The sequence below is a fragment of the Bacillus sp. CPT56D-587-MTF genome (assembly GCF_058792335.1).
Genome location: NZ_JBYTEF010000006.1, coordinates 59,376 through 72,739, shown reverse-complemented (window position 1 = coordinate 72,739; position 13,364 = coordinate 59,376). Strand labels below are relative to the sequence as shown.

Sequence of the window (13,364 nt, the reverse complement as noted above, 5' to 3'; positions counted from 1 at the left end):
AGCTTTTCTAACACATATTTTCATTGAACTACTCGCCACTAATTAATCCTTACAATGTAATCAAACTTTTTATAAAAATAGAACGATACGCTACCATCGTTCTCCTTTTAATTTGGCTTCTGCCGATCTCCGATCCATGATTGTGGTACAAAGTTCAGTAATTAGTTTTCCATGCTCAAAGATAATTTGATTCTTGGTATATGCGTCAATGTACTTTCCCAAACCTTTACTGAGTGTAACCTCAGCTTCCCCATTATCGTGAATGACTCCTGAAAAGATGGTTTTCTCTTTGTTATAGACTTTATAGTAATCAAGCATGGAGCATAAAGATTTCACTACATCACGGAGCATTTCTTCCAAGTCAGGATACATATCTTTTGCTATTTCTTCATTTAGAATAAAATCCATTCCCTTGTCTGTCACATCAAATCGAAACAAAAAAATCATTACTTTCACCTCGCTGATTCATTACTTTTTCTATCATAACAGAAAATCTACTCCCTTCCCAAGACACTTTCAATCACTTTAAAATTATCCACTTCATCATATAATCTAGCCATTTCAATCAGTAGAAGCACTCTTTTCTTATGTTTTGTATCCAAAATAGATTTTTGATGCTCCATAACTCCGAAATTCTCTCCATCTGTCACATAACGATAGTCACATAGACTTAAGCACATATGTCTAGGTATGTGTGCTTAAGTCTATGTTAGGGTGCATAACTTATGTACATACACCTGCTTTCCTTAAGAACCTTATAACGAAAATGTTTAACTTAGATTTTCAGTCGGCTTTTTAAAAGAAAAAGACACCTCTCAAAACGGCAACTTAATACCCCCTTGGAATAGATGATTTTGTTTAGAAATATGTCTCTATTCCACAAAAAGCTCTTATAAAAAACGAAATACAATTTTGACATTTCTACTACCGCACAACATCTAAATTAACATTCAAAAGTCTCCGTTCAGATGGAATCTTTTCAAGAAAGATTCATGTCCATTTCCAAATGAAAAAGCCTTGCTATTCGCAAGACTCTTCTCTTTATTTCATCTAATTGTGTATCGACTATCCTCTGAAACAAGTAAACTTGTATGATCAATTTTGACACGACATTTCCCTAACCGTCGTTTTACTTCCAATTGTAATTTCATGTTTGCTTCTTCTAAAGAAGGTGCTGGAATAATTGCTGATTGTAAGTCTGTTACCTTTCCATCATACATCACAGAAAAATCAATTTCATACCGATGTATCACGATTTCCCCACTTCCTTTCCAAAAGTTCACTTACAACTCACCTTGACATGCGTTTTATTTTTGTATATTTTCACGATTACACTATGTTTCTTCACAATCCCAGCTAACCCTGCTACAATAGCCTTGAAAAATTACAATACTTAAAAAAATATATGCAATTACCCTTGAAAAAATCATTTCCCTCTCCTTTTTCTGCCTATAAGGGGTATGACAACCAAAATGATTTTCTGGGGCCATATGCAAATAAATTCCAATTCTCTTTAATATAGAGGGAAAACTGTAACAAAAACGAACATTTTTGTTACGTTTTCTATTTGAAAATATAAATGTCCTAACTGTTGAATTAGCTGTAACTAAATACTGTACCAAAAATAATTTGTCACAATATGAATTAACACCATTTTTGTTACAATATTTGGTTTTGTTTTGGAAAATTATTGCATATGGCCCCATATTTCGCTTTTGGTTGCCATACCCCTATAACCATTTGAGCTATCTAATAAAACGAATAAAGAAAAAAACGTCACTTAATACCAAATGTATTCACACTTCATTTAAAAAGGATTACAAGCGAATCTGAAAAGTCATTTTCTTTGAAATGGTAATTTTTTATGTCTCAAATCATATATAAGCTGTTTTCCCACACATGCAACTCCAATTCCTGTCATCAAAATGACTCCTCCCATTTTGATGCCCCATTGCAATTCACTTTCTTGCAAAACATGATCAGATATATACATAGAGAATCCAGTCCAAAGAATAAACCAAAAACCATATCCATCATATTTACCTTGTTCTAACTTTTGCTCTTGAAACGGATATACCTGGATACACAAATAGGCTATCAGCAAAACCGACAGCCCTATTCCAATTGCGATCATTCCCCACCGCCCCATTTCTATTGTGTTATATCCTTTCATGCCTTTTCTGTAGTACATGATATACATGTGTAGAAAATGCTCTAAAATACGGAGCATTTTCTACAGCTACTTTTCCAAAATCCATATACAGTAAAGTTTCTTGCAACAATTTTAGCTCGAATTCTAAAAACTTATCACTCTGTTTCTGAATAGAATGCGGGATATTATGTATGGCATCAACAATATCCCGCACGTATTTCATGCTATAAAAATCTTCTCCTGGATGTGAACATACATTTCGAATGAGTAAGAATGTTTCCTGCAATATCTCATGTCCGATATCGTGTAATATATTTTGATTCATATCCTCTCCCCTTCCATTTCCGTATTATGGCCCTTCGATTCCTGCATTGATTTGAAACTCGTAATTTTCTACAAACCATTCTTCTTCCTCTAATATCAAATAAAGCTTCATCGTGTGTTTTTGTTGTTGCTCTGTACTATTTACCGTAGCCACATAATCGTATTTCACGTTTACCTCTGCTTTATTATCAGCCGTCTTCCTGTAATACACATCTGTAATGTTTGCTTTTGTCTGAATCTGAAGCGAAGGATCCATCAAATGTCCATGTGCATCATCAGGTGCTTCAAATAACTTTCTCTTTGCCTCTCCTGTCACCATTTCTTTAATCTGCATTAATCCGGACTTTTCTTTTTGTTGATTATCTTGCTGCATCAGAAGTGTCACGAATTTTTTTGCTACTTCCTGCCCTTTGTCTTGTGTATTTTCTGTTAACACTGTAATCCGTTTTTGGAGCGATTTATTTTCTGCTGTCAATTCTTTGACTTGTTCCGTCCATTTCTTCTCTGTTTTTTGCACTTTATTTTGCAATGCACGATTTTGACTCCATAACCAGGTGCTTGTGATTACGAGCCCAACAATTAGAATGGCTGCTATCCCTTGTTTCATTCTCATTCCTCCCTATCATTGTGGTAAAAATGGCGCTGGATCGACTTGCCCAAATGTAAAGGATGTTTTGATTTCAAAATGTAAGTGCGGCCCTGTAACTTGCCCTGTCTTTCCGCAAACACCGACTTGCTGGCCGACTCCAATGTTCTGTCCTTCTTGTACCGTAATAGATGACATATGGCCATATAGACTCCAATATCCATTTCCATGATTGATTACAACGACATTTCCGTAGCCGCCGAACCCAGAACCGCCTTCGCCAAACTTCGCTAATTCTACAACCCCACTTTTCGACGAAGCTATTGCGGTGACACCGTCTTGGCAAGAATAATCAATACCTTTATGAATCGTACCCCAACGTGGGCCAAATGGGCTTGTAATCGTTGTTTGTGCAATCGGACGGATAAAACCTTGCGAACTTGCTGTTCCTGTATCCACGACGCCCCCAGGCTTCCCAGCTTCGCAATTAAACGACAGCCCTCCCATTTGACCGACAAATTTCGTTACCAATATGGGCCACAACCCATTCGTACCATGTGGATCATTTGCGGCACCTGGTGGGGCATATTTGGCGCCAATTGCTTCAATCGTTGTAATCCCCATGCCAATATAGTTTTTATATAAGTTGCGCGCCATGGCGCTAATCCCTTCTTCAAGTGTGGCAAACTTCTGAAATCCCTTCATTTGAGAACTACTTGGGTCCATCAAACCACCTGGATTATTATAATTTTTAACAGCGTTTGAAGTACCGTTCCCTGTCTCTAGTTTCGCTATCGCTGCTAGTAAAACAGGATCAATTTGATTTTGTGTTCCTGCGTTTAAAAAAGACTGTGCCTGCCCCGTGAACACACCACCTAAATGCGGTTGGATTTCTTCCGGCGTCACTGTCTTCCCACCTGGACGACACACTGTCATCCCATTACTTTGGACCGTAGATGATGGCGTCGTCTCCTCTTTCTTCCCAATTCCTTGCCCAAACAATACAAATACAAGGAAACTAAAAAACAATAACACACCGAAAATCTTAGCAAGTAAGATAAAGAAAAAGATTCGAAGTTTCCCAGGTTTCTTTTTCTTTTTCTTTTTTTGCGTATTCTTTACAAGTTCTTCTTGCACCATCTCATCGATGTGCTCTTTAATTTGTGCCTTCATCACCTACTTCCCCCTTCCCATATTGGAACTAGAGGTGAGGGATACCCTCACACTCTAGAATGTTATTTGTCTTCCATTGAGTCTAGATGATTTAATTGTTTCGGCTCCTGTGTTGGCAAGTTCCAATCTTCACTTCCAGCAGCTATAGCATCCGGAATAACAGGTGGTGTTTGAACTTCAATTTCTTGTCGTGGTTCAATCTTCCCATCTGGGCTTACTGTAGCTGAAATTAAATCCGGAATAGTTACTGTTTCATTTGGTGTCGATACACTAGGTGTTTCAATAACATCTTGTGGTACCACAGCATCCACGTGTGTATTTACTGGAATAGTTGAAGTTGCAATTTCTGATGGCAGTACTGGAACTCCGATTTCTTGTTGTGGGCGAATTTCTCCATCTGGGGTTATGGTTGCTGGGATTAAATCTGGAATAGTTACTGTTTCAGCTGGTGTAGATACAATTGGCGTTTCAATAACACCTTGTGACGCCATAGAACCTACATTTGTATTTGCAATTTCTGATGGCGTTACCGGAATCCCGATTTCTTGTTTTGGACGAATTTCTCCATCTGGGTTTACTGCAGCTGGAATTAAATCTGGAATAGTTGCCGTTTCCCTTGGTGCTGAAATGGTAGGTGTTTCAGTTATATTTTCTTGTATAGTTGACTCTACATCTATATCTGTATCTTGCGGATAAATAACTCCTTCAGTGCCTATTTGTTCTGGCATGATTTTTGGAATAACATTTTCATCTAATGCTACTGGATCATTTGGTACTATGTCATCGGATATATGTTCTTGTGGAATACCTAAGTGTGGTAACTCCTCTAGATTCTCTTCTAGTGGTGTTGTATTTGTAAATTCTCCTAAACTCGCATATTCTCTATCTTGGTCCTGATTTTCAGTATCTATTGCTCCCGCTTCTTCAGCTGTTTCCATTGCTTTTTCTAATTCTTCTGGATCCAATCGTGCAAGTTGTTGCTCTGGCATATCCTGTTCATTTTGTTCTGGATCTTCTTGCTCTTCTTGTCTATGATCTTGTAAAGAAATGAGTTGTTTACTTTTACTGTTTTCTTCGTCTTCTTCGCTCTCTTCATTCTTCTCATAAGCTGACAAATCGGCTGGAACATCTACTTTCGCGAGTTTTGGTTTCTTATCTTCCTCTTCTTTTGTTTCTCCCTTTTCTATCGGTTCTGGCTCACCAGCTGCAACTAGTTCAGCTGCCGAGTTAAAATGATCTCCAACTCGTTCACTTACTGCTCCACCGACATCCGTTGCCATTTCTTTTCCGCGATTTGCAAAATTCTCTGTCATCAGCGAGATATCTGTCACTGTTCTATAAATATTTTTTGTTTTCTTGAAGGATGCTGTAATGCTGTCACGGAAGATATAACATAAGATAAACACGATAATTTGGAACACCATTGTTGATACATATCCCGCAAGCCCTGCTTCTGGTAACACATACAATAACTCTGATACTGTGAAAATAATAACCAACATAATAGACATTAAGACTTTTAATGCGAGCGGTCTAATCCATTGTGTTACCCAGCTCTCAATGACTTTACGATGCCCTGGTAATAAAGCTACAGCTAAAACAATTGGTGCAATTAAACTCATGACAAGGAACCATAATTGGAAAGCTACAATCAGCAAACAGAATGCAAGAATAGGAATTCCTATAAATGTGTTCACGATGTAATAAATAATCGTGAAGATTATTCGATCCCCTACAGAATCTAATTTCATCATTTGGTTTTTCTTTTCATTTACTTCTTTGTTGACAATATTACTTCTTTCTTTTCCAGATTTTGTTTTTAATAATTCATTTACACGTTCTTCACCAATTTTCTCCTTTGAATCTTCCCCATACTGCATAAATAAGTACGGTCTTTCTACTAAAATACTCCAAATTTGTTTCTTAACTGAAGATATTGCTTGTTTTTGTGAGCGACCTGGATCTCCAGCGACTGTACCTGTTGCCTTCGCTAAAATCGTTGTACTAACTTCCGAACTAATTGTATTTGCAGTTTTCAGTACAGTTCCTGCATTTCCAATAAAAACTAGGATAAACGCAATCACTAACACTGTTTTCACCAATTCATTTAATCCCGCTGTAGGCTGACGCTTTATAAAAAAGACATACGCTGCATAGCATGCTGATAATACGCACATCAAGCTAATGATAGACGGAAATAACCCTCCACTTAAAAAGCCTACATTCCCATCTTCACCTTCACCAATACCAGAGATATTTTGCATGGATGCTGCTAATTTATCCGCTACCCCCGAAACAATATCTAAATTCAACGCTTGATCCACTAAAAACATGGTGAGTTGTGTTAACATGATGTTCAGTTTAAAGGCCAAGTTTACAAACCATTGACAAGTCGTATAAATCATACGTTGAATATCTTGCCCTACACTGTCGTCTCCAAATAAATAGCCACCTATTTTTTCTAACGTTCCTTTTTCATCCTTCTTGGGAGACTCTGTATCAATCTCATAATACTTATCTTTATAAACTTCATCTGTATATCCTTTGAACAAGTTCTCTGATATCCGTTGCCCTGTTTGTTCTTGTTTTTTTTCCTCTTCCGCTAGGGTAACTGATGACCCTAGCGGCATGAGTAGAAATACAAAGATCATGCAAAGTGAAAGTAATTTTTTCATTCCTTTTGCCCCCATTTATGAACATGTATTGGTTTTATACTCCCTGCAAAATCACTAACATTGTAGTGTGTATCCCATGACCATTCATAATTTTTCCACTTTCCGTCTTTCTCATCTTTCACTATTCTTAATTCCATCGTACTCTTTGTCTCTTTTACAGGATGATAATACTGGACTTTATAAAAATACTCTTTTTTCCCTTCCTTTAAATCGTATCGATATAAATCGTATCTTTCTCCCATTTCTTTACTTGTGCCAGGATCAACTACATGTTCTTCATAGAATTTATATTTGTTATATAAAAGCTCATTTAATTTAACCGTGTCTACTTCAATAAACGCTCTTACATACTCCATTGCAGCCTTATCCGATTCCTTCATATCTCTTTCTTTTTGGCTTTCTTGTTGGTTTACTGTACTCTTTGTTTCGTTCGTTCCACAGCCAGCCATTCCCCCAATTACTAACATCCCTGCCACACACATTCCAGATACGAATTTCATCTTTTTCATTTCCCTCATCCTCCATATACAGATAATTTAGACTTTTCTTACCTGTATTGTACTACGCTTTATGCCATTTGCATGGAACGTTCTTCATCGGTTTTGGTAGAGGAATCAAATGCATGTGCCAATTCTTCGAATACAGGATCAATATCTACAATCGCTGTTCTACCGTAAATGTAGGGTAAGTACCCAGCGCCTTGCCATGTTTCCATGGTAGGTTTCCATGAACTCCCCTCCGAACCGTACGTACCCCTCTCAGGGTATACGGCTCTCCACTTGTTAATCTAGTTTACCCGCATGTAAATCTTGATGACATGTCTTACACAACACCATTGTTTTTCTCTTCCTTGCGATCATTTTTACTTCCCATTTACTCTTTCCTTTTAAATCTTTTAACTTTCGCACATGATGTACTTCAACAGATTTACCTTCCTCTTTGCACCACTCACATTGATTGGCAAGAAGTCTTTGGGTTAATTCTGTCCGACATGTGTACATTGTTTTATTGGGAAGTGTATCAATTTGCTGTTGCTTCATTGGTCTCAATTCTCTAGGAAATCCTTCATTATAGAGCGCCCTATATTTCGTACCTTCTTTTGTCTCGTAAGAGACCATAAATATTTTGTTGCGGCTATATTTTTTGATTATTTTTCGCATCGTTTTTTTATATTTAGCTGCAAACGTTTTGTAAAGACTATATTTCATAAAATACATAAACTTATATAATACGCTCACATTATTTGCTAGTTTGTAATAATTATAGAGACCTCTTATTTCCGCATTATAGATACTTATTATTTCTATATCGCTAAGTTGTAGAAGGTATGGTCTGTGTACCGGTTTCCAAACTCCATTTTTATCAATTTTCAAAACACCGAATTCCTTTATTTTTCCTACCCAAACTTCTTTCGGGACATACAGTTTACATTTATGACTGTGATGCCTTTTCTTAATTCCTAAATTATTTTTCGTAATGGACTCATCTTTACACATCGTAAGTTTATATCCTAAAAATGTCGCAAATTTACTAGTATGAGTAATTAATGTTTTTTCATTCGATAGCTCAAGTTTGAGTTCTTTTTGAAGGAAACCTGATAATTCCAACTTAATTTTTTCTGCATCTGCTTTCGAACCACTCACACCTAAGATAAAATCATCCGCATATCGACAGTATGTGAGACGTTTAAAACCTTCATCAAGAGGATCTGCACAAGGTATTTGCCTCATTTGTCTTTGAAGTTCTTCGATTGCACGTAAGAGTTCCATTCGTTCTGGAGATTTTACTGGATACAGTTCCATTTTTTTTCGAAGTCTATATATCCTACTGTCTAGGATTTTGTACTCTCGATTTGTCTTTCGTCGTGTTCCCTTGTTAAAATTTTGGATATATTGTTCTACGTATCGGTCTAGTTCATGTAAATATATGTTGGATAAAATCGGACTTATAATGCCTCCCTGGGGAGTGCCACTATACGTCTTATAAAATTGCCATTCTTCCATGTAACCTGAACGTAAGAACTTCCAAATAAGACGGATAAATTTTTCATCTTGTATCCTTTTTCTCAGAAGTGTGACAAGAGTATGATGATGAATATTGTCAAAGAAAGAACAGATATCCCCTTCGATGAACCATCTTGTTCCACCAAATGTACTCTTAATTTGCTGAAGAGCCGTATGGCAGTTTCTCTTAGGTCTGAAACCATGCGATAGGTTTGAAAAAATCCCTTCGTAAATTGCTTCTAATATCATCCTTACGATTTCTTGTATGAGTTTATCTTCAAAAGATGGTATCCCTAAGGGTCTCATCTTTCCATTTGCTTTAGGAATATAAACCCTTCTTACTGGTTTGGGTTGGTATTTTTCTGATTTTAAAAGTTCAATCAGTTTTTCTATTTTTTCCATACTCATGCCATCTATAGTGGAATCATCGATTCCTTTCGTCATATTCCCTTCTTTTGAAGCTAGACGTGCATAAGCAAGTAGGAAAAATTCTTTGTTATAAAGGTTTCGATATAATCTTTCGTACTTAAAATTGATAGTATTGGACTTTTGGACTAGACTGTTTAATACAAACTCTGGATTTCTCATAGAGCCTCTCGCTCCTTCCTGGATTCTATTAAACGAAACAAGCTAATCCCCTTCGCCGTGTACTAGGCTTTCCCTAGCTCTGACTACTACGGGATTTCCGTTACCATATTGGATATTTAGACACGAAACTGTCATAGCCTATTACGGCACTCCAACTTAGGTAATCCCCATTTAGTGCTTGTAGAGACAGACTTGTTATGATGTCGGATGTGACGTTCGCCTGTTTTCTTCCTTATTGGAAGCGCTCAGTTCGGAGGTACTTCAAATTAAGACCAAGACATTATCTTAATTCCCTAACATTTGTCTCTCTGTACAAATGTTGAACTGCATAACGTATATAGTTACCTTTTCGTTATGGGTCTCTTTATCCCAGCCAGACTGTCATTCAAGCAGTATAGCCTTCATCCTTATTCATAACCGTTCATCTTGCCGTTCAGTAGTGACACGGTAACTAGTCAACTTACGGCTTTTCCAGCATGCTATGCTCCCCTTTAGGTTTCCCTTCCGGATAAGCTGGCTGATGATGGGTATGTTTCCTTTGTACCTTTTACCCACTGTTTGGTCATTACAGATTCTCTACAAGCCCGTATGGGCGCACGTCCTGGAATAAAGCTTCGCCCCTTCTAAGCTCTCTAAGCATTCGTACGTTTTCTTCCGTAATAGGTAGGTTATAATATTTCAGCATTTCCTTTGCCTCATCATCATGCTTCAGAGAAAAACAGAATTTCATTCCAACGTTCGCAATCTCTCTATTTTCCGAGTTATAATCCGATGCGTTTTGTGTTCCTGAGTAGAGTCCCATGTTATGATAACGCCCTTCTCGAATGATTTTATCGGAGATACGGCCACCCTCACGATTTTTTAACATACTGGATGCTTCATCTAACATGTAAATCTTAAATACCTCACGGTCTGAATGCATCATCGATTTTGCGAATGCACCAAGCGTGACTAAAATGCTACGTGACAACTTATCTGTTACACTTTCATTTGTATGCGGGTCTCCTTTTGGAATCTGTAAGTGCTGAATCTGCACCACCTGTAACGGTCTTTCTAAGCTGATGACACGGTAATTCTGACCAGGTTTCCCAAATAATAAATCCCCAAGCTGGATACTTTCTAATGTTGCCAATCGATTTGTTAATGCATTTAATTGTTCTCGCTCAGTTGGTAATAAATTTTCATGTAATTTCATTTTTTCCAGCTCTACACGAACTAACGTTAAACATGCGTCTTTTTCCTTTGCAACAATTTCAATGGCTTTATACAAGTAATCGTACCTTGTATCATTTAAACCGACTTCTGATAAAGATGTTAAGACTTCCAGTGCCAAGCTCTTCGCATCTTCTGTTGTTGCGCTGATTCGAAATGGATCCAAACAGCCGGCATCTTCTTTTTCCTTTCCAAGTGTCCAGATTTCTAAAAATCCCATCTCTGGCTTATTAAATCCTGGTAACAACTTGCTCCATTTGCCCCTGTCCCCCTTAGGATCTACGATGAATGCTCTACCTCCGCTAAGAACAATCCAAAATGCTAATAAGTTCATGAGGAACGACTTTCCTTTCCCCGTTTGCCCCGCAAACATGACGGATAGACTCTCAAACTCTGTAATGATGTATTCCAGTGCTTTTGCTGCCAAGTCTGGTCGAATAAAGACAGGGCGATTTAATTTTTTGGTTTTTGCAAAGTAGAAACCTTGATTGTCCCCGATTTGTGTTGTCGCACCAAACATGCCTTGTGCGAGTATGCCTGGTTCTACAAACAATTTGAAATCTTTGTTGTATCGTTTGGAACCTGGTAGAAATTCATAAAAGTAAGCCAGTTGATCTCCGTATGGATTGACCAGTTCTATTTTCATTTTTCTATATTCCGTTTTAAGTGCTTCGATTCTCGTTTGCAATGTCTTCGCATCAGGAGCGTACACACAAAACAAGACGCTTAATTCATATCCTGGAGCACCCGAAGTCTCAAAACGATCTTTGACAATACGAACGCCTTGCCTTTTTCTCTCAATCGTCATATCTTTTGAGCCGCGTCCCATCATCGCTTGTTTTTGCTGATCTTCTAATTCCATTTCACTATTTGTTAATTTTTTCGTGACCATTTGATTTTCTAAGTGATGCGCACGAATACTCATTTCAACAGGGAATTTCAAAGCTTGAGATTGCAGTCTATAAATCCACTCTCCCCCTGGGAAAACAGATGCTTCTGGCATACTTTTCATAGCTAGAAAGGCTACATGCGCTGTTTCTATTTCTCCCTGTTCATTCTGTTGTTCCAGCACCAGAGAACGTCCTGGACTTTCATCAATGACACAATCTGTTAACTGAATCATCTTCTGTAAGTCTGGTCGCCTCACCCGTACTGTTTCTCCTTGTTCATTTTCCATTTCAAGTGTGGAGCCCACTTTCCATTGTTTATCGTGGACCGGTTCTGTCATACCGCGTGTAAAGTTATGTTGGAAGAGAAAACGAATAGAGGTTGGATTGGCACGTTTTGTATTTTGAAAAGCGCTACGTACTTGGTGATAAACAAGTTCTTCTGTTTCTAAATACGATTCGATTTCCTCTTCTAAAATATCTGTTGCTCCTAATCCTGAAACGTTGTGCGCTGTTTGTGTGAAGCCCTCCCATGTTTTTTTGAAGAATTTCATAGATTCTACGACAGGATTGATAATTTTCCGTTCCTTTTTTGCTTGATTCATCTGAACCAGTACGTAAAAGCGGTACTCCATGCTTTCTTTTGCAAGCGATGAGTTCCGAAGGTACTTTTTCACTTGTTCAAAAAAGAAATGTCCTGTTGGTGCTGTCGGGCCTTTTAACGTTGCAATGTGCTGATCGATAATTTCATCACAATCTGTTGTCCGTGGAATGACAAGAAATTGTACATCGTATTCTTGGTGGGTAAATAAAGCGAGTTGATTGCGGTAATACGCTTTTTTTGTACTTTCATCTTTGTGATCATATCCAAATCCGTTTACTTCATATACCGAGGAACAGCGACCATCTATACTAAATGCCAAATTCTTTTCAATGTGTTTCAGCGGATTGCGTTTCATACTTTTCAACATTCTTACATTCCTCCTCTTGATTTAAAAATGTTACTGAATAGGCATGTATATCTGTGCTCTTTTGATCTATTTGTTGCATATTTTGAACATCTTCCGGTTGATACTGTATGAACGTTGTTCCTCGCACAACATGTTTGGTTAATTTCGGCATAGAAGCTAAACGACTTCTTCGATGATTTCGAAATGTAAATGTCGTACAAGATCGTACATAGGAAAAAAGGGATTTGTCATCTGTTTTGTATTGGTCCACACCCCAGATAAGAAAAATAGGGAGAACAATGTAGTACACGAGATAAAATTGATCAATGAAATCGCTGAGCCACCATGTAAAAGGGGGGAGGAAGCGGAGCGCTACTAGCACCGCTTCTACCACTACAAAGTATCCCATTGCGCGCCACGTCACAGCGCGAGGAAGTCTTTTCCCCATGAGCTCATATTGTCTTCTCATGAAACTCATATAGCTTCCGAAGCAATATGATACAATTCCATTTTGTTTTGGTTCTTGCATGCTGTTTCCTCCCTTTTCTTATAGGCCGACAAGTCCACCAAGAAACGTTCCGATGGCTTTCAATGCGTCCGGTTTATTAATAAAGAACACCAATGCCCCGCCTCCTACAACTAAAGATGCGAATAACGTCCAAGCACGCTTAAATCCTAAGTAAACACCAATTCCGATAAACACAATGTATAGTGCGTAAGTTCCTTGCGTTTTCGCTTCTTCAAATACGCCCTCTAAACCCATTCCTAGCATGAAATAATTCATAATATCTAACATATACATTCCCCTCTCGTT

14 protein-coding genes are annotated in these 13,364 nt (G+C 37.9%); all 14 read right to left on the bottom strand.

What is annotated here, in order from left to right; all coding sequences use genetic code 11:
• Positions 1 to 90 precede the first annotated feature (90 nt).
• Positions 91 to 447 carry a hypothetical protein gene (locus AC3WVZ_RS33430; protein WP_098771068.1) on the bottom strand — a complete coding sequence of 119 codons (357 nt, stop codon included), beginning with the start codon at positions 445 to 447 and terminating at the stop codon, positions 91 to 93.
• A 47-nt stretch (positions 448 to 494) separates the two neighbouring features.
• Positions 495 to 623, bottom strand: a complete 129-nt coding sequence (locus AC3WVZ_RS33425) for a hypothetical protein (RefSeq protein ID WP_255299543.1) — start codon at positions 621 to 623, stop codon at positions 495 to 497.
• 423 nt (positions 624 to 1,046) lie between these two features.
• Positions 1,047 to 1,253 (bottom strand): hypothetical protein, encoded by a 207-nt coding sequence (locus AC3WVZ_RS33420; protein ID WP_098955005.1) that lies wholly within the window; start codon positions 1,251 to 1,253, stop codon positions 1,047 to 1,049.
• Positions 1,254 to 1,837: 584 nt separating this feature from the next.
• On the bottom strand, positions 1,838 to 2,134 hold the full coding sequence (locus AC3WVZ_RS33415; RefSeq protein WP_180255200.1) for a hypothetical protein: 297 nt from the start codon (positions 2,132 to 2,134) through the stop codon (positions 1,838 to 1,840).
• Between the two features lie 25 nt (positions 2,135 to 2,159).
• Positions 2,160 to 2,477 carry a hypothetical protein gene (locus tag AC3WVZ_RS33410; protein WP_098680036.1) on the bottom strand — a complete coding sequence of 106 codons (318 nt, stop codon included), beginning with the start codon at positions 2,475 to 2,477 and terminating at the stop codon, positions 2,160 to 2,162.
• Positions 2,478 to 2,501: 24 nt separating this feature from the next.
• Positions 2,502 to 3,083 (bottom strand): YddI family membrane protein, encoded by a 582-nt coding sequence (locus AC3WVZ_RS33405; protein ID WP_098954917.1) that lies wholly within the window; start codon positions 3,081 to 3,083, stop codon positions 2,502 to 2,504.
• A 15-nt stretch (positions 3,084 to 3,098) separates the two neighbouring features.
• The gene (locus AC3WVZ_RS33400; RefSeq protein WP_098954916.1) at positions 3,099 to 4,235 is read right to left on the bottom strand and encodes a peptidoglycan DD-metalloendopeptidase family protein; all 1,137 of its coding nucleotides are present in this window, start codon (positions 4,233 to 4,235) and stop codon (positions 3,099 to 3,101) included.
• A 62-nt stretch (positions 4,236 to 4,297) separates the two neighbouring features.
• Positions 4,298 to 6,910, bottom strand: a complete 2,613-nt coding sequence (locus tag AC3WVZ_RS33395; RefSeq protein WP_098954915.1) for a CD3337/EF1877 family mobilome membrane protein — start codon at positions 6,908 to 6,910, stop codon at positions 4,298 to 4,300.
• The gene (locus AC3WVZ_RS33390; protein WP_098954914.1) at positions 6,907 to 7,419 is read right to left on the bottom strand and encodes a hypothetical protein; all 513 of its coding nucleotides are present in this window, start codon (positions 7,417 to 7,419) and stop codon (positions 6,907 to 6,909) included. Before AC3WVZ_RS33390 ends, AC3WVZ_RS33395 begins: the two co-directional genes overlap by 4 nt.
• Positions 7,420 to 7,478: 59 nt before the next feature.
• Positions 7,479 to 7,625 carry an ATP-binding protein gene (locus tag AC3WVZ_RS33385; protein ID WP_233937110.1) on the bottom strand — a complete coding sequence of 49 codons (147 nt, stop codon included), beginning with the start codon at positions 7,623 to 7,625 and terminating at the stop codon, positions 7,479 to 7,481.
• A gap of 67 nt (positions 7,626 to 7,692) precedes the next feature.
• Positions 7,693 to 9,501 carry a reverse transcriptase/maturase family protein gene (locus AC3WVZ_RS33380; protein WP_233937108.1) on the bottom strand — a complete coding sequence of 603 codons (1,809 nt, stop codon included), beginning with the start codon at positions 9,499 to 9,501 and terminating at the stop codon, positions 7,693 to 7,695.
• Between the two features lie 565 nt (positions 9,502 to 10,066).
• Positions 10,067 to 12,571, bottom strand: a complete 2,505-nt coding sequence (locus tag AC3WVZ_RS33375) for an ATP-binding protein (protein ID WP_233937107.1) — start codon at positions 12,569 to 12,571, stop codon at positions 10,067 to 10,069.
• Positions 12,531 to 13,079 carry a TcpE family conjugal transfer membrane protein gene (locus tag AC3WVZ_RS33370; protein WP_098954912.1) on the bottom strand — a complete coding sequence of 183 codons (549 nt, stop codon included), beginning with the start codon at positions 13,077 to 13,079 and terminating at the stop codon, positions 12,531 to 12,533. The genes AC3WVZ_RS33375 and AC3WVZ_RS33370 overlap by 41 nt, the downstream gene beginning before the upstream one ends.
• Before the next feature lie 18 nt (positions 13,080 to 13,097).
• The gene (locus tag AC3WVZ_RS33365; RefSeq protein ID WP_371410145.1) at positions 13,098 to 13,352 is read right to left on the bottom strand and encodes a TcpD family membrane protein; all 255 of its coding nucleotides are present in this window, start codon (positions 13,350 to 13,352) and stop codon (positions 13,098 to 13,100) included.
• Positions 13,353 to 13,364: the final 12 nt, after the last annotated feature.

What these genes read in the sequence shown, in the direction of transcription:
- AC3WVZ_RS33400 (WP_098954916.1), bottom strand. Translation starts at nt 4,235, where the DNA reads ATGAAGGCACAAATTAAAGAGCACATCGATGAGATGGTGCAAGAAGAA.
- AC3WVZ_RS33425 (WP_255299543.1), bottom strand. Translation starts at nt 623, where the DNA reads ATGGAGCATCAAAAATCTATTTTGGATACAAAACATAAGAAAAGAGTG.
- AC3WVZ_RS33430 (WP_098771068.1), bottom strand. Translation starts at nt 447, where the DNA reads ATGATTTTTTTGTTTCGATTTGATGTGACAGACAAGGGAATGGATTTT.
- AC3WVZ_RS33390 (WP_098954914.1), bottom strand. Translation starts at nt 7,419, where the DNA reads ATGAAAAAGATGAAATTCGTATCTGGAATGTGTGTGGCAGGGATGTTA.
- AC3WVZ_RS33380 (WP_233937108.1), bottom strand. Translation starts at nt 9,501, where the DNA reads ATGAGAAATCCAGAGTTTGTATTAAACAGTCTAGTCCAAAAGTCCAAT.
- AC3WVZ_RS33385 (WP_233937110.1), bottom strand. Translation starts at nt 7,625, where the DNA reads ATGGAAACATGGCAAGGCGCTGGGTACTTACCCTACATTTACGGTAGA.
- AC3WVZ_RS33405 (WP_098954917.1), bottom strand. Translation starts at nt 3,083, where the DNA reads ATGAAACAAGGGATAGCAGCCATTCTAATTGTTGGGCTCGTAATCACA.
- AC3WVZ_RS33410 (WP_098680036.1), bottom strand. Translation starts at nt 2,477, where the DNA reads ATGAATCAAAATATATTACACGATATCGGACATGAGATATTGCAGGAA.
- AC3WVZ_RS33365 (WP_371410145.1), bottom strand. Translation starts at nt 13,352, where the DNA reads ATGTATATGTTAGATATTATGAATTATTTCATGCTAGGAATGGGTTTA.
- AC3WVZ_RS33375 (WP_233937107.1), bottom strand. Translation starts at nt 12,571, where the DNA reads ATGTTGAAAAGTATGAAACGCAATCCGCTGAAACACATTGAAAAGAAT.
- AC3WVZ_RS33395 (WP_098954915.1), bottom strand. Translation starts at nt 6,910, where the DNA reads ATGAAAAAATTACTTTCACTTTGCATGATCTTTGTATTTCTACTCATG.
- AC3WVZ_RS33370 (WP_098954912.1), bottom strand. Translation starts at nt 13,079, where the DNA reads ATGCAAGAACCAAAACAAAATGGAATTGTATCATATTGCTTCGGAAGC.
- AC3WVZ_RS33415 (WP_180255200.1), bottom strand. Translation starts at nt 2,134, where the DNA reads ATGATCGCAATTGGAATAGGGCTGTCGGTTTTGCTGATAGCCTATTTG.